Genomic DNA, 14,733 nt, shown 5'->3' on the forward strand with positions numbered 1-14,733 from the left:
GGTAAACGTGAACATGGAGTATGTGACATTCATCGAACATGCCACCGCCGATGGCCACCGCATTGGCGAAATCAGGCTCAACGCCGAGCGCTCGCTCAATGCGCTGACGCTCGACATGATCGATCTCATTCTGCCTCAGCTCGAACGCTGGGCCAGCGACGAGCGGCTGCAAGCGGTGCTGTTGGATAGCGAAGGCGACAAGGCATTTTGCGCCGGGGGCGATGTGGTCAATCTTTACCGTGCGATCGTGGGTGAGGGCGAGCCGGACTTTCCAGAGCGCTTTTTCGAGCGTGAATATCGCCTCGACTACTACATGCATACCTACCCCAAACCGATCATCTGTTGGGGAAACGGCATCGTCATGGGCGGCGGTATGGGGCTACTCAGCGCCAGCAGCCACCGGGTGGTGACCGAAACCTCGCGCCTGGCAATGCCCGAAGTCACTATCGGGCTTTACCCGGATGTCGGCGCCAGCTGGTTTCTCAACCGCCTGCCTCACGCCATCGGGCGTTTTTTAGCGCTGACGGGAAGCCCGGTCAACGCCCGCGATGCGCTCTGGCTTGGGCTTGCCGACCGTGGCATCGAGAGTAGCCAGCGTGAGGCGCTAATCGATCAGCTCAAGCGCGCGGCCTGGGGTGAGGGAGAGCACACCGATGCCCACGGCGTCGTCAACGCCACCCTGCGCGAGCTCGAAGAGGCCTCGCGGCCTGCGTTCCAAACGCTTTCTTCCCCCATCAAAGAGGCCGACGAACACCTTCGCGCGATGATGGATCACGACACCACCGAGCAGACGGTAGCGGCGATTCTACGCGCCGAAAGCGAAGCGCCCTGGCTGCAAAAGGCCCAGGCGACGCTGGCCCACGGAAGTCCCGTCTCGATTCGCTTGATCGATGCCCAGTTAAAGCGCGCGCGGCATATGTCGCTGGCCGAGGTGTTTCGCGCCGAGCTTGCGCTATCGGTGCAGTGCTGCCGCCACCGCGAGTTTCCCGAAGGGGTGCGGGCGCTGCTGGTCGACAAGGATCGTCAACCGGCGTGGACCTATACCGAGGTAAGCGATGTGGAAGACGCCTATATCGAAGAGCTAATGCGCGAACCCTGGGAGCGTAACCCCCTTCACGACCTCGGCCGCTAGGCCGGGGCAAGCTCACCCCACAACGTCAGGCGATGCGGACAACAACAAGGAGCGCGTTATGAGCAAGGTGGCATTTATAGGGCTAGGCAACATGGGTGGGCCAATGGCGGCCAACCTGGCCAAGGCGGGGCACGCGGTATGCGCCTTCGATCTAGCAGCACCTGCCCTGGAAGAAGCGCGGCGCGCAGGCTGTGAGGTGGCGCGCTCGGCAGTTGATGCAAGCGAAGGCGCTGAGGTGGTCATCTCCATGCTGCCAGCGGGCCAGCATGTGCGGAGTCTCTACGTCGAGCAGGAAGAGGCGCTATTCGACGTGCTCGACGAAGGCACGCTGGTGATCGACTGCTCGACCATCGATGCCCAAACCGCACGTTTCGTGGCCCGCGAAGGGCAGAAGCGCGGCATTGGCTTCATCGATGCCCCGGTATCCGGCGGCGTGGGCGGCGCCCAGGCGGGCGCGCTGACCTTCATCGTCGGTGGCAATGCGGCTCAGTTCGAGCGCGCCCAGCCGCTGCTGGCGGCCATGGGCAAGAATATCTTCCACGCCGGTGATCACGGCGCGGGGCAAATCGCCAAGGCGTGTAACAACATGCTATTGGCGGTGCTAATGGCGGGCACCTGCGAGGCGATCAACATGGGAGTAAAAAACGGCCTCGACCCCGCCGTACTTTCCGAGATCATGAAGCAGAGCTCCGGCGGCAACTGGGCGCTCAACGTCTACAATCCCTATCCCGGCGTCATGGCGAACGCTCCGGCGTCGAAGGGTTACCAGGGGGGCTTCCAGGTCGATTTGATGATCAAGGATTTGGGCCTTGCCACCGATATCAGTCAGCAAAGCGCCGCCGCCATCCCCATGGGCTCCGCCGCCCGTGCGCTGTTCACTCTGCACAAGGCAGGGGGCCATGGTAAACGCGACTTTTCGAGCTTGATGACGTTTTATCAGGGGGCGGATGAGGCATGAAGGGTGCTTGTCAGTCTCTGGGAGGCGAGGCACACTCGTAGCCTTTACAACGTCATGATAAAACAAGGATTGCCATGATCACGCTGTGGGGCCGTAAGAACTCGACCAACGTCAAGAAAGTCATGTGGGTGCTGCACGAGCTCGATCTCGCCTTCGAGCAGATTCAGGCAGGCGGGCAGTTCGGCATCAACGATACCGCCGACTTCAAGAAGATGAACCCCAATGGCTTGGTGCCGCTACTGCGTGACGATGCCACCGATGCGCTGCTATGGGAGTCCAACACCATCGTGCGCTACCTTGCGGCGCAGTATGCCCCCAATGCGCTTTGGATCGACGACCCGGTGGCGCGGGCGAGTGCCGAGAAGTGGATGGATTGGTCCAGCGCCACGCTCTCGCCTGCCCACCGTGTGGTATTGCTGGCGCACATTCGTACCCCCGCCGAGCAGCGCGACAGCGCCCAGATTCAGGCCGGTCAGCAGGCGTTGGAGGCTCACTTCGCGCTGCTCGACGATGCCCTGGCTAAGCACGCTTGGCTTGGCGGTGAGGCGTTTGGCCTTGCCGATATCAGCGTTGCCCCCTTCGTGTATAACCTATGGAACTGTGGCCTTGAGTGGCAGCCGCGCCCGAACCTGCAGCGCTGGTACGATGCCCTCACCAAGCGCTCTGGGTTTCAAAAGGTCGTGATGATTCCGGTAACCTGATGGTCGGCCATGGCGCCTAGGTTTTTGCGTTACTCAAGGCTCGATCTTGGCCAGGGCGTCATCTAGCGACGTTAAAACGCGGCACGGAAGTGCGTGCCGTCTGCCTGCTGCGATCAATGGCGCCAATATCGCTTCGCGCTCGGTCACACGACCCGCCTCTACATCCTGCAGCATGGAGGCTTTGTTGTTCGCCGTGCGCGCGATTACACCCCACACCAACGCACGCCAAGCGGCCAGGTGCTCTTCGCTGTTCGGCGATGCAATGCCTTCGGCCTGCATTATCGCGGCAACCTCCGCAATGACCGCCTCGACCCGCGCCGCATAGGGTGCGGCGCGTAGCTCGCCGTTACGTATGCCGTGCAGCGCCACCAGCGGGTTGATTGCGGCATTCACGGCCAATTTCTGCCATAGGCGATCGCGAATATCGTCCACCGCCGTAGCCGCCATATTGGCACCGCTTAAGCATGACGCCAGCGCTTGTGCCAGTGCCGCGTAACGACGATGCAAGTCTCCTACAAACGTATGCCCACGGCCGGCATGCACGATGTGCGCCTCACTCACTACATAAGCACCTTCGGTCGTGGTAGCGCAGAGTACCGGGCCTGCCCATCTTTGGGTCAGCCTTGGCTGGGCTAAAAAGCCGTTTTGCCAAAGCACTAGCGGGGTTGAAGGCGGCAGAAGGGAAGCGATGGCATCGAGCGTCGCCTCGGCGGCCATGGCTTTGGTCGCGATATGAACGTAGTGGGGTGGCGCAGGCGCCTCGAGGGAGAGCTCGGCAGCGGTCAGCACGCGTAGCGACTGCGTGCATGATTCGCCATTGGGCGAGGTCAAAACCTGCCGGGCGGGTAGCGCGCGGCGGCCTATTAGCAAGGTCGTTGTCGTGGGCGAGAGCGAGTGTGCCAAAAGCCGCCCAATGGCGCCAGCGCCGAGAATCCAGTGCATCGTCATCGTCGTATCAATTGGGTGAAAAGAGGTAGGCCCGATTTGCCGTTATCATGGCGCTCTGCGCTGCCTCTTACAACGACTCTTACTTCGACTCTTAAAACCTCTTACAACATGAGCATGGCGCAAGAGGGGCTCGTCGTGGCATTCGATCCGCTAGACTGGGGGCGAACCTACCTGCAGCAGACACAAGGATGAACGCTATGCCCCACGACTGGCTCGCCTTTGCCAAATCCCTTCGCGCCATTGCGCAAACCGGGCAGACTTATACCGATAACAAGTACGAGCTGGAGCGTTACCGGCAGTTGGAGGCGTTGACTAACCAGATGTTTGCCGTACTGGGGGATGTGCCCATCGAGAAGATCGAGCAGCTGATCATTCCCGACAAGGGCTACGCAACGCCAAAGGTGGACGTGCGCGGTGCCGTCTTCGATGAGGCTGGCCGGGTTCTCTTGGTGCGCGAGATCAAGGATGGCCGCTGGACGCTGCCCGGCGGCTGGGCAGACGTCAACGAAAGCCCGAGCGAAGGCGTGTTGAAGGAGATCTTCGAAGAGTCCGGCCATCGGGCGAGCAGTCCAAGGCTTGCCATGCTCAAAGACCGCAGCCTGCACCCCTACGCTTACTACTCACCGGATCACATTTATAAGCTGTTCTACGTCTGTACCCACGAGGGTGGCGCGTTCGTGCCCAACAACGAAACCGATGCCGCCGATTTCTTCGCCCGCGACGCGCTACCCCCGCTCTCGGAAGGGCGCACTTTGACGGTAGATATTCACGAGTGCTGGGCGTTTGCCGCGTCGAATGCGCCGGGTATCTACAGCGATTGAGCGCTTGCTACTCGCGTGCTCACCAGCGCGGCGTTAGTGCGAGCGAGCAAGCGTGGGTAAGTTAGAGATACTCCAACACATCGAAGTGATCCCGTTCTGGGATAAAGAGCCGCTCGACCGGAACGTACGCCTGGGCGAGCGCTTTTACCAAGTGGTCTGCCTGTTGGTGAAAGGTGGGCGGATCGTTTTCGGCGATGACCACACGCGAGGGCGGCACGGCGGCAAGCGGCCCATACAGCGGGCTCAGCTCACGCGCTTGAGCGAGGCTCAACCCCAGCGCGTCGTTGACGTAGGTATCCACCAGCGGCGTGAGATCATAGACCCCGCTGACCAGCAAAAGCTCGTGAAGTTTGGCACGAATGCGCGGTGCGCTTTCGATAGCCGTCCAGAAGGCCAGCTGCGCGCCCGCGCTATGGCCGCCCAGCAGGATACGCTCGGCGCCGCCGCGTGCATCCAACGCCTCGGTGGCGGCGCTAAGCCCCGCAACGCACTGCGCGACCATCGTCTTGATCGACGTGTTCGGTGCCAAGCCATAGCCCAGGGAGGCGAAGGCCATTCCCTTGGCGAGATAACGCTGGGCGAGAAAATCGGTCGCGGTGTGGTCGAGCTGCTGCCAGTAGCCGCCGTGGATGAACACCATCAGGGGCCAAGGACCGGCGCCCTCGGGAACGAATAGGTGAAAGCCCGTTGCTGGATCGCTGCCCGCCTGATGAAAGGCGGGCTGGCATTGACGAACCAGCGCCTGCCCAGCGCTTGCCTGGCGGTCGAGGGTGGCCTCGAACGCGTGAGCGAAGTGGCTAGGCGAATAGGCTAGGTCTTTTTCGCTGGGCATCGCATGGTTCCTTAGGTGACGGCGCCGCGAACGTGAAAGCGTGCTTCGCGGTATTCGCCGCTCTCGATCACCTCGCGAAAGTGCTGCGCCGCCTGCCAAACGTCGGCATAGCTCAAGTAGAGCGGGGTGAAACCAAAGCGCATGAGCCCCGGTTCGCGGTAGTCGCCAATCACCCCACGCGCGATCAGTGCCTGAACGATGGCGTAGCCGTTTTGCGTATCCACCAGCGAGACTTGGCTGCCGCGCTGGGCGGCCTCTGGAGTGATGTCCTCGATGCCGTGGGCGGCGAAGAGATCCTTCAAGCTATCGCGAAACAGTTCGCCAAGGGCCAGGCTCTTGGCCCGCAGCGCCTGCATGTCGACCTCTGCCCACATAGTGAGCGAGGCTTCCAGCGCCGTGTAGATCAGCGCAGAGTGGGTGCCGGTACGAAAGCGAGAGATGTCGCTGGCCGGGGCGTAGTCGGCCTCGAAGGCGAAGGGCGCGGCGTGGCCGTGCCAGCCAGAGAGCGGCTGCCAGCCTTGGTTGAGGCAGTCGCGGTCGACGTACAAAAACGCCGGGGCACCGGGACCGCCGTTGAGATACTTATAGGTGCAGCCCACGGCGTAGCGCGCGCCAGAGCCTTTGAGATCGACCGGCAGTGCGCCGGCCGAGTGGGCCAGATCCCAAATTACCTCGGCGCCGTGGGCGTGCACCAACCGCGTGGTTTCGGCCATGTCGCGTAGCCGCCCGGTGCGGTAATTCACTTGGCTGAGTACCACCACGGCAACGCCGTCTAGGTGCGCGGCAAGCGCTTCGCCTTCGGGCAAAAAACGGTGCTCATAACCGCTCACCTGGCAGTAGCCCTGGGCAATATAGCCATCGGTAGGGAAGTTGCCGCCTTCGCTTAAAACGACACGGCGCTCGTCCTGACGCTGGCCCATGAGGTAGCCCAGCAGCTTGAAGATGTTCAGCGTAATGTTGTCGCTCACCAACACTTCGCCGGGGCCTGCACCGATGATCGGTGCCATGAGATTTCCCAGGCGCTCTGGGGCATCGAACCAGCCCTGGTTCCAGCCTTTGATCAATTCAGTGCGCCACTGTGCAAGGGTGGCGCTGACGGCGTCGGCGGTGGCTTTGGGCTGGGCGCCCAGCGAGTTGCCGTCGAGATAGAGCGTATCGGCGGGCAGATCGAAGCGCTCCTTGAAGCGGGCCAAGGGGTCGTTGAGATCGAGATCGCGAATGTGGTCGGGGCAGGGACGCATGGCGGCTGACTCCTTTGGGAAAAGGTAACGGAACACGGCGTAAGCAGGAGGAGCATGCACCTCATACCGAGGTGCGTACGCTCCAAAGCTCGGGGAAGAACTGCAGGTCGAGCGCTTTGACCAGATAGTTCACCCCGGAGCTTCCGCCGGTGCCGCGGCGGTAGCCGATGATGCGCTCTACCGTCTTCATGTGGCTGAAGCGCCAGCGCTGGAAATTGAACTCGATATCCACGAGCTTCTCGGCAAGCTCGTAAAGATCCCAATAGGTGTCGCTTTCGCGATAGATGCGCATCCAGACCGCTTCGACGTCACTGCTGGGCGCGTAGGGCAGGCTAAAATCGCGCTCGATCTTGTCGGCGGGAATGGCGAAACCGCGCTGGGCCAAAAGCTTCAATACGATGTCGTAAAGGCTTGGGGCGTGCAGCGCCTCGGTGAGCTTTTGATAGTGCTTGGGCTTGGCGCGATGGGCCTCGATCAGCTTGGCGTTCTTGTTACCCAGCAGGAACTCGATTTCGCGGTACTGATAGGACTGAAAGCCCGAGCTCTGCCCGAGACTATCGCGAAAGCTGGCGTAGTCCGCGGGCGTCATGGTCACCAGCACTTCCCAGGCCTTGATCAGCTGCTCCTGCACCCGCGAAACGCGCGTAAGCATCTTGAACGCAGGGCTTAGATTATCGGCGGCGACATGGCGCGCGGCGGCGTGAGCTTCGTGCAGAGCGAGCTTGATCCACAGCTCAGAGACCTGGTGGATGACGATGAAGAGGAGCTCATCGTGCTCCTTCGAGGCCGGGTTTTGGCAGGCCAGCAGCGGCTCCAGATCCAAATACTGGCCGTAGCTGATGTCCTGATCCCAGTGGATCGATTCGTTATCGACGCTGTTCTGGGTAGTGGGCTGGCTGGTTGTAGACGTTGTCATGACATCATTCCGCCGTGAGTGAGGCGCTGGTGGTAGAAACATCGGCCAACGCCGTGGCCGCGGGCTCGCCTAGGTCCCAAAAAAGTCCCGTGGCGATTCTCAAGCCTTCTTCGATGATCGGCTCCAGTACGTGCTCGTCCGGCGCGTGCTGGTTGCACGAGGGGTAGGAGTGGGGCAGCCATACGGTTGGCAGGCCAAGCACGTCGGAGAAGCAGTGGTTGGGAATGGTGCCACCGAGATTGGGCAGCACGTTGGGCGCTTTGCCCAGGGTGCGCGTGGCCGAATCGACGACGAAATGCACCCAGGGGTGCTCGGGCGAAAGACGCGTGGCGGCGTAGCCACCGAGCAGCGTCGAGGTCACCGCTGCGAAGCCGTGTGCATCGAGATGGGCGCGCAGGCGCGACTCGACCGCTTGCCAGTCGGTGCCTTTGACGAAGCGCAGCTGCAAGATCGCCTCGGCGCTGGCGGGAATCGCGCCCACTGGCTTGTCGGTACGCCCGGCGCTAAGCCCGACGATCTCGAAGGTATTGGTGCCGTAAAGGCGCTCGCCATCGCTCAAACCTTGCTCGCCCCAAGCGGGGTTGAGCGTCGGGTCGGTGGGCTCGCCGCCTACCGGCAGCGGTCGAATCAGGTCGGCAACTGCGTCGGGAATCGGCGGCGCCTTCAAGAAATCGACCAGAATCTTGCCGTCAGCAGAGACGAGGGTGGCCAAGGCGTTGGCGAGTACCGCCGCCGAATTCGTAATGACGCCGCCCCAGTTACCCGCATGGCGCCCGCCGTTGCCGGTGTTAAGGGCAAGCTTGAACTGCAAGACGCCGCGCGAGCCGAGAAAGAGCGTGGGCATGTCGTGACGAATGCGCGGTCCGTCTGAGCCCAAGAAGACATCGGCGGCGAGCGCATCGCGGTATTGATCACACGCTTCTTCGAGCCCTGGCGAGCCGACTTCTTCGCTCATTTCGAAGAGCATCTTGACGTTATAGCCAAGCTTGCCCTGGCGCGCTGCAATCACTGCCGCTAGCGCTGCGAGATTGACGCTGTGCTGGGCCTTGTTGTCGGCGATGCCACGGCCATACACACGACCTTCATGGAAGCTCATGCGCCACGGGTCGATGCCCTGTGTCCAGGCCTCTTCCTGACCTTCGGTAACGTCGCCATGGCCGTAGAGCAACACGGTAGGCAGGTTGGCATCTTCGATACGCTCGCCGATTAGCAGCGGCGGAAAACCCGCCTTGGGGTTTTCGATGATCTTGCTGGTGAACGCCATCGCTTCGAGCGCCGGGGCGATCTCTTCATCGAGATAGGCGTAGAGCGCTTCACGGCAGCTGGCGTCCTGGCTCACCGTACGGCGTGCCACGCGACGTTCGAGGGTGGCGTAGAAGTCGCCGCTGGTGAGCGTCTGGTCGACGAGCTCAAGCGCTAGCGTACGGCTTGAAGAGGCATCTAACGACATGGAGTCTCCACTCATTGTTGTGGTGTGTTCGTGTGTAGCGCCAGGCCATGCGGCCTAGTTGCCACGTTAGCCGAGCGTAAGGCTTGCCCGGCTTTGCCACCATCATTAATATTTCAAGATCGCTTTCTAATTTCTATAACGTTTGCCGCGAGGGGTCACGATGCAGGAACTTCACTTGCGCTATTTCCATAGCGTGGCCAAAACCGGCTCGCTCTCGGCTGCTGCCGAAGAGTTACACGTGGCGGTATCGGCGGTGAGCCGCCAAGTGACCAACCTGGAACGCAGCTTGGGTATTCCGCTTTTCATACGCCGTCCGCGAGGAATGGAGCTGACCGAAGCGGGCAAGCTGCTTGCCGCCTATGCGCTGCGTAACCAACTCGAGGTCGAGGGCGTGATTAGCGATATGCAGGACGTTATGCAGCGCCAAGAGCAGAAAATTACCCTGGCGTGCCCGGACGGCATGGCGTGGCACTTTTTGCCCCGCGTGATCGCCTGCTTTGCCGCCCAGCATCCTTCGACGCGCGTCGAGCTTCAGGTGGTGGAATCAAGCCGCGCATCGGCGCTGGTCAAGGCGGGGGAGGTGGATATCGCCCTGACGTTCAGTCTGGCGCCCGATATCGGCGTCAAGGTGCTGTCGAGCCACAACGCGGCAATTCGCGCGCTCATGTCGGAGGATCACCCCCTAGCGGCATCAGCGGTGCTCGATATGGCGTCACTCCAGGGCTATCCGCTGGCCATGTCGCTGGGCGGCTCGACCATGCGCTACCTGTTCGATGTGGCCTGTAGCCTTGCGGGGGTGAAGATCGCGCCGAGCTTCTCCTGTGATTCGCTTGGGGCGATCTACACCATGGTCAGCGAAACTCCGAACATGATCGCGCTATGCAGCGCGATATCGGTCAGCGGCAAGGTCGAGCGCGAGGGGCTCGTGCTAAAACCCATCGACGAGCCGCAGCTTGCGCTACGCAGCCTGCAAGTACAGGTAATGGCCGAGCGCCGCCTGCCGCCACCGGTGGAAGCCTTTCTCGACCTCCTCCAGCGTCAGCTGGAGGAGGTGCGCCACTGACTCAGGGCTTAGATACTCGCCTTAGAACGGTCCGTAATTGATGCCCACGGCAATCGCCACCAGGGCCGCCCCAAGCAAAATCCAGATCGCCACCAGTGGCAAGACGAACTTGAACCACTCGACGTAAGAGACCTTGGAGAGCGCCAGACACGCCATCAACGTGCCCGAAAAGGGGGTGACGATGTTGGTAACGGCATCGCCAAGCTTGAAGGTGATGAAGGTGGCCTGGCGGGTGACCTCGAGCATGTCACCGATCGGCACCATCAGCGGCATGACGATGGCGGCTTGACCGGTGCCCGAGGTGATGATGCCGTTGAACGCCAGGTTGAAAACGTACAGCAGCTCCATGGCCATGATCTTGCCGTAGCCGCCAAGCGAGGTGGTCACCGCGTGAACGATGGTGTCGATCAGCATGGCCTGCTTGAGCAGCACGATGATGGCCGCCGCCACGCCCACGACCAGCGCGCCATACATGACCTCGGCGGCGCCGCTCATCAAGCGCTTAATGAACTCGTTGGGCGAAATGCGGCACAGCGCCGCGGTTGCGATGCCCAGCATCAAGAAGGTCGCGGTGAGCTCGGTGATGCCCCAGCCGTAGTTGAACCCGCCATACAGGAAAAAGGCGAAGGCCACCACGAAGAGCAGTAACACCAGCTTGTGCACGAGCAGAAAAGGCGGCACGTCACTTGCCTGCTGCGCGTTGGCACCGGTGTCGAAGGCGTCGGCGCCCATGACGCTACGGCTGGGATCGGCGGTGATACGCTTGGCATAGCGGCTGATATAGAGCGCGGTCACGACAAGGAAGGTGACGAAGATCACCAGACGAAAGGCAACGCCCGAGAACAGCGGCAGCTGCGCGATGCTTTGCCCCGTAGCGGTCACCGTCGGATCGAACACCCCAGCGGCAAAGCCGGCGTAAGAACCCAAAAAGATGATGGCGACGCCCACGACCGGGTCGAGCTTCATCGAGCGGGCGAGATACAGGCCGATGGGAATGAAGGCGATGGCAAGGTTGGCGCCAACGCCGACCGAAGCCAGGGTGGCAAAGGTGGCACAAAAGATCATCACCAGCGCCGTCTGGCTGCCTTTGGCAAGTCCAATCAGGCGGTGGATGCCTGCGCTCATGGCGCTAGTGGATTCGACCACTTTGAGCACGCCACCTACGATGAGAATCAGGAAGATCAGACCCGAGGCGGCCACGAGCCCCTTATGGAAAGCGGTGAACAGATCCATCACGTTGAGCGGTACGGCATCGATGAAGTGAAAGCTTGCGGCATCGACTTGCGTAAGCCCATTGCTGGTGGTGCGTTCGTAAGTACCGGCAGGGATAACGTAGGACGCCAGGATCACGAGCAGCATAAAACCGAACAGAATGATGAAGACGTCCGGCATCGGCCGTTTTTTCTTAATAGGGGTGGTCATGTTGTCTCCGCCTAGAGGCGATTGTCGTTTTATTTACCCACGCACTGATGACGTCTCTAAACGTCGCCGCACAGAGCCTGACCGTAAAGGGAGGTTGAGCCGCTCACACCGTTACGAAACGCATAGACATGGGGTGTTAAAAGGAAGCGTCCAGATATTGAGGCCTTGAGGGTGAAAGCCTTATGCACGCTACCAACTCCGCACGGCGGTAACAATTGTGTATTTTGGAAGGCATCTTTCTTGTTTGTGCAACGCAGGTTCCGGCTGCTATTGCCATGTGTAATGCAATGTATGGATGGCCGTGCTCGGGTTGTGCCGCGCGACTTAGATAAGGAATAATTGATATTTGCATTGTGACGAGGAAAGACAATGGCGAGCGGCACTAAAATAGTGGCAGTAACGGCGGTGGGCGTCATCGTGGTCGTGGGTGGCTATATCGGCGCCCAGTTCGTGGTCGGGTCGCAGGTGGAGAAGGCGTTGACGGAAAGCTTCGCTGAGCTTGACCGTTCGCCATCGGTCGACGTGACCGAGGTCGCCATCGATAAAGGGCTGTTCAATACCACGGCAAGCGCGACCGTTACCCTGCGCGGCGTGCCCAACGCCTTTTTCGATGTCGACATGCTGGTGGACCACGGCATCCTGGGCGCGGATATTACCGGCACCATCGTACCCAACGACGACCTCATCCAGGGCGTGATCGATATCGATCTGACCGCCACCCGCGATACGCTTAAAGGCCAGCTAACCGCTAGCGCCTTGCAGGCCGTCGAGGCTGACGCCACGCTCAACGACCTGGTGGTGGATCTTCACCGCGACGGCAGCAATACCTGGCGCATCGACGGCGTGGCGCACGATATCGTGATCAACGACGACGATGCCCGCGTTCACATCCATACCCCAAGCGTTGGCTATACCACCGAAGGCGAGGAGACTTACGTTACCCAGCAGCGTCTGGCTATTCCGCGCATCGAGATTCTCGCCCAGGGCATGAATCTCTATATCGACGGCATCGAGTCGGCGGCGGAGTCCACCGGCGATGCGCCGCTGCTGGATCAAACCGGCTACTTTCGTATTGCCGATATCGGCGCCGATGACACCTCTTTCGGTAACCTCTCTTTCGATCTCGCCGCCACTAACTGGGATATGCAGGCGCTGCAGAGCTTCCAAGAAGCCTATACGCCGCTCGAACAGATGCGCGTGGCGGAAGAACTGCCCGAAGAGGAGCGCGGTGAGTCGGTCGACGAGGCAACCAAGCGTGAGCTTATGGTTCAAGCCATCGAAAGCGGCTACGACTTCCTTACCGCAAACCCAACCGTAGCGCTCGATCCGCTGGAAGCGCGCGTGACCGCTCCCATGTTCGGCCTCGATTTCGCACCGCGCCTAACGGCCGATGTGCGCTTCGATGGCGAAGATCTTTCACGCGTTGCGCTTTATAGCGCCACTTGGGATCGGTCGTTGGCGCTACCGGAAGCGCTGGAAGGCGAAACCATAACCCAAGACGAGGCGCGTGAAGACGTGCTGGGCCGCCTCTACGTCGACGTCAGCATGACCACTCCGCCGGATTTGCTGATTGGCCTGATCCCCATGCCGTTCGCCGCCCTGATCGACCCCGAGCAGGAAGAGCAGCATCTGGTTTGGGAAGCGGGCAGCCTTAGGTTCAACGGCGAGCCGCTGATGTAGCCATCTCCCGTGTGCCACGCCAAAGGGCGTGGCACACACTGGCGTGTTCTGCAACAGAGCGTTCTAATTAGACATTTATTAATAAGAGTGACTAGGTTAAGAATGAGGTGGTTTAAGCTGACTTAATTAAAAATACGTAGTTAAGGATGACATATGCGTGCGATTGCATTGATCAAATACATAGCATTGGTTGTCGGCATTGCCTTGTTGGCGGGCAGCCTCTATTTCTACTTCCAGACAAATGCCTTCCTCGAAAGCGCTGAGCGTACACAAGGTACGGTCGTGCGGTTGGCCGAGTCGCGTTCGGAGGACTCGACAACCTATCGTCCCGTGATTAGCTTCGCCGCGCCCAACGGTGACGCCATCGAGTTCATCTCCTCGACCGGCAGCAACCCGCCTAGCTACTCCCCGGGTGAGCCCGTTAGCGTACTGTTCGATACGGATAACCCCTACAGCGCCCGGCTCGAAAGCTTCTTCTCGCTTTGGGGTGGCGCATTTATCTTAGGTGGCTTGGGTGCAGTGTTCACGCTATTCGGCGTGGCCGCTTTCTTTATCCCCGTGCTTTCGGGCGGGCTCTCCAAGCGCAACAAAGCAGCGCTCAAACGCAGTGGTTTACGCCTTGAAACCGAGCTGCAGGGCGTTGAACGTAATACCGGCTTTTCGGTCAACGGCCGCTATCCCTTTCGTATCGTATCCCAGTGGCATGACACCACTAGCGGCCAAGTATATGTGTTCTATAGCGAAAACATTTGGTTCGATCCAAGCGCTTATCTCGAGGGCGACAGCGTGATTGTCTTCGTCGAGCCGGGAAATCCCAAGCGCTACTACGTCGATACCGAGTTTCTGCCTAAACTGGCTAGCTGACCCCTGCGTTATCGCGGCCGCGCGGGCTGCCGCGTTCAGTCTCGCGCTTACTCTTACACTTGCCTGGAGCCCTCATGACTCTCACGCTCATTATTCTCGCTGTCGCCGCCGTCATCGTTATCTATGGCATAACCGTATATAACAAGCTGGTGGCGCTCAGAAATCGCTTTCAGAACGGCTTTTCTCAGATCGAGGTACAGCTAAAACGCCGCCATGACTTGATTCCCAACTTGGTCGAGACCGCCAAGGGCTACTTGAGTCACGAGCGGGAGACGCTTGAGGCCGTGATTGCCGCGCGCAATACCGCCGCCGCCGGGCTCAAGGCTGCCGCTGAGAATCCCGGCAGCGCCCGCGCCATGGCCGAGCTCGGCAGTGCCGAAGGCGCGCTGACCCAAGCCATGGGGCGCTTCAACGTGGTGATGGAGGCCTACCCCGATCTCAAGGCGTCGCAGAACATGCTCAACCTCTCCGAAGAGCTGACTAGCACCGAGAACAAAGTCGCCTTCGCCCGCCAGAGCTATAACGACGCTGTCATGCGCTACAACAGCTACCGCCAGAGCTTTCCCCCGGTGGCCGTCGCTGGGCTCGTAGGTCACGGCGAAGATGCCGCCTTTCTGGAGTTCGAGGATAGCGCTGCGATTCAAACGGCGCCCAAGGTGTCGTTTTAAACGCGTCGTTTTACGTACCGATATTTTGCTTTTAAGA

At 60.5% G+C, this 14,733-nt stretch carries 14 protein-coding genes; 8 read left to right on the forward strand and 6 right to left on the reverse strand.

Translation table 11 applies throughout. The features are described from left to right. The first annotated feature begins 13 nt into the window (after window positions 1–13). From LLY24_RS12515 to LLY24_RS12525, 3 genes are all read left to right on the forward strand, one after another. Window positions 14–1,132 (forward strand): enoyl-CoA hydratase/isomerase family protein, encoded by a 1,119-nt coding sequence (locus LLY24_RS12515; RefSeq protein WP_259036633.1) that lies wholly within the window; start codon window positions 14–16, stop codon window positions 1,130–1,132. A 58-nt stretch (window positions 1,133–1,190) separates the two neighbouring features. Further along, window positions 1,191–2,090 carry a 3-hydroxyisobutyrate dehydrogenase gene (gene mmsB / locus LLY24_RS12520; protein WP_259036634.1) on the forward strand — a complete coding sequence of 300 codons (900 nt, stop codon included), beginning with the start codon at window positions 1,191–1,193 and terminating at the stop codon, window positions 2,088–2,090. A gap of 74 nt (window positions 2,091–2,164) precedes the next feature. Further along, the gene (locus LLY24_RS12525; RefSeq protein WP_259036635.1) at window positions 2,165–2,791 is read left to right on the forward strand and encodes a glutathione S-transferase family protein; all 627 of its coding nucleotides are present in this window, start codon (window positions 2,165–2,167) and stop codon (window positions 2,789–2,791) included. 33 nt (window positions 2,792–2,824) lie between these two features. Here LLY24_RS12525 and LLY24_RS12530 read toward each other — a convergent pair whose 3' ends face one another. Further along, window positions 2,825–3,739, reverse strand: coding sequence for a ketopantoate reductase family protein (locus LLY24_RS12530; RefSeq protein ID WP_259036636.1), 915 nt, complete (start codon window positions 3,737–3,739; stop codon window positions 2,825–2,827). A gap of 197 nt (window positions 3,740–3,936) precedes the next feature. Between LLY24_RS12530 and LLY24_RS12535 the strand changes: the two genes are divergently transcribed. Then, complete coding sequence (locus tag LLY24_RS12535) at window positions 3,937–4,560, forward strand: NUDIX hydrolase (RefSeq protein ID WP_259036637.1); 624 nt, start codon at window positions 3,937–3,939, stop codon at window positions 4,558–4,560. Between the two features lie 61 nt (window positions 4,561–4,621). On the opposite strand, the gene LLY24_RS12540 is transcribed toward LLY24_RS12535, so the two are convergent. The 4 genes from LLY24_RS12540 to LLY24_RS12555 form a co-directional block, all read right to left on the reverse strand. Next, window positions 4,622–5,392, reverse strand: coding sequence for an alpha/beta hydrolase (locus tag LLY24_RS12540; protein ID WP_259036638.1), 771 nt, complete (start codon window positions 5,390–5,392; stop codon window positions 4,622–4,624). 11 nt (window positions 5,393–5,403) lie between these two features. After that, on the reverse strand, window positions 5,404–6,633 hold the full coding sequence (gene kynU, locus LLY24_RS12545; RefSeq protein ID WP_259036639.1) for a kynureninase: 1,230 nt from the start codon (window positions 6,631–6,633) through the stop codon (window positions 5,404–5,406). 61 nt (window positions 6,634–6,694) lie between these two features. Next, window positions 6,695–7,549: a tryptophan 2,3-dioxygenase gene (kynA, locus tag LLY24_RS12550; RefSeq protein WP_259036640.1), complete on the reverse strand. Its 855-nt coding sequence runs from the start codon at window positions 7,547–7,549 to the stop codon at window positions 6,695–6,697. A 4-nt stretch (window positions 7,550–7,553) separates the two neighbouring features. Continuing rightward, complete coding sequence (locus LLY24_RS12555; protein ID WP_259036641.1) at window positions 7,554–8,999, reverse strand: M20 family metallopeptidase; 1,446 nt, start codon at window positions 8,997–8,999, stop codon at window positions 7,554–7,556. 160 nt (window positions 9,000–9,159) lie between these two features. Here LLY24_RS12555 and LLY24_RS12560 point away from each other — a divergent pair, with 160 nt between their 5' ends. Beyond that, window positions 9,160–10,062 carry a LysR family transcriptional regulator gene (locus LLY24_RS12560; protein WP_259036642.1) on the forward strand — a complete coding sequence of 301 codons (903 nt, stop codon included), beginning with the start codon at window positions 9,160–9,162 and terminating at the stop codon, window positions 10,060–10,062. 21 nt (window positions 10,063–10,083) lie between these two features. Here LLY24_RS12560 and LLY24_RS12565 read toward each other — a convergent pair whose 3' ends face one another. Next, on the reverse strand, window positions 10,084–11,484 hold the full coding sequence (locus LLY24_RS12565; protein ID WP_259036643.1) for a YfcC family protein: 1,401 nt from the start codon (window positions 11,482–11,484) through the stop codon (window positions 10,084–10,086). A 369-nt stretch (window positions 11,485–11,853) separates the two neighbouring features. Here LLY24_RS12565 and LLY24_RS12570 point away from each other — a divergent pair, with 369 nt between their 5' ends. From LLY24_RS12570 to LLY24_RS12580, 3 genes are all read left to right on the forward strand, one after another. Continuing rightward, window positions 11,854–13,164 carry a YdgA family protein gene (locus LLY24_RS12570; protein ID WP_259036644.1) on the forward strand — a complete coding sequence of 437 codons (1,311 nt, stop codon included), beginning with the start codon at window positions 11,854–11,856 and terminating at the stop codon, window positions 13,162–13,164. Window positions 13,165–13,317: 153 nt separating this feature from the next. Continuing rightward, complete coding sequence (locus tag LLY24_RS12575) at window positions 13,318–14,028, forward strand: DUF3592 domain-containing protein (RefSeq protein WP_259036645.1); 711 nt, start codon at window positions 13,318–13,320, stop codon at window positions 14,026–14,028. Between the two features lie 74 nt (window positions 14,029–14,102). Continuing rightward, window positions 14,103–14,696 (forward strand): LemA family protein, encoded by a 594-nt coding sequence (locus LLY24_RS12580; RefSeq protein WP_259036646.1) that lies wholly within the window; start codon window positions 14,103–14,105, stop codon window positions 14,694–14,696. Window positions 14,697–14,733: the final 37 nt, after the last annotated feature.

Source organism: Halomonas dongshanensis (assembly GCF_024790395.1).
Classification (GTDB): Bacteria; Pseudomonadota; Gammaproteobacteria; order Pseudomonadales; family Halomonadaceae; genus Vreelandella; species Vreelandella dongshanensis.

What these genes read in the sequence shown, in the direction of transcription:
- LLY24_RS12515 (WP_259036633.1), top strand. Translation starts at nt 14, where the DNA reads ATGGAGTATGTGACATTCATCGAACATGCCACCGCCGATGGCCACCGC.
- mmsB (WP_259036634.1), top strand. Translation starts at nt 1,191, where the DNA reads ATGAGCAAGGTGGCATTTATAGGGCTAGGCAACATGGGTGGGCCAATG.
- LLY24_RS12525 (WP_259036635.1), top strand. Translation starts at nt 2,165, where the DNA reads ATGATCACGCTGTGGGGCCGTAAGAACTCGACCAACGTCAAGAAAGTC.
- LLY24_RS12530 (WP_259036636.1), bottom strand. Translation starts at nt 3,739, where the DNA reads ATGACGATGCACTGGATTCTCGGCGCTGGCGCCATTGGGCGGCTTTTG.
- LLY24_RS12535 (WP_259036637.1), top strand. Translation starts at nt 3,937, where the DNA reads ATGCCCCACGACTGGCTCGCCTTTGCCAAATCCCTTCGCGCCATTGCG.
- LLY24_RS12540 (WP_259036638.1), bottom strand. Translation starts at nt 5,392, where the DNA reads ATGCCCAGCGAAAAAGACCTAGCCTATTCGCCTAGCCACTTCGCTCAC.
- kynU (WP_259036639.1), bottom strand. Translation starts at nt 6,633, where the DNA reads ATGCGTCCCTGCCCCGACCACATTCGCGATCTCGATCTCAACGACCCC.
- kynA (WP_259036640.1), bottom strand. Translation starts at nt 7,549, where the DNA reads ATGACAACGTCTACAACCAGCCAGCCCACTACCCAGAACAGCGTCGAT.
- LLY24_RS12555 (WP_259036641.1), bottom strand. Translation starts at nt 8,999, where the DNA reads ATGTCGTTAGATGCCTCTTCAAGCCGTACGCTAGCGCTTGAGCTCGTC.
- LLY24_RS12560 (WP_259036642.1), top strand. Translation starts at nt 9,160, where the DNA reads ATGCAGGAACTTCACTTGCGCTATTTCCATAGCGTGGCCAAAACCGGC.
- LLY24_RS12565 (WP_259036643.1), bottom strand. Translation starts at nt 11,484, where the DNA reads ATGACCACCCCTATTAAGAAAAAACGGCCGATGCCGGACGTCTTCATC.
- LLY24_RS12570 (WP_259036644.1), top strand. Translation starts at nt 11,854, where the DNA reads ATGGCGAGCGGCACTAAAATAGTGGCAGTAACGGCGGTGGGCGTCATC.
- LLY24_RS12575 (WP_259036645.1), top strand. Translation starts at nt 13,318, where the DNA reads ATGCGTGCGATTGCATTGATCAAATACATAGCATTGGTTGTCGGCATT.
- LLY24_RS12580 (WP_259036646.1), top strand. Translation starts at nt 14,103, where the DNA reads ATGACTCTCACGCTCATTATTCTCGCTGTCGCCGCCGTCATCGTTATC.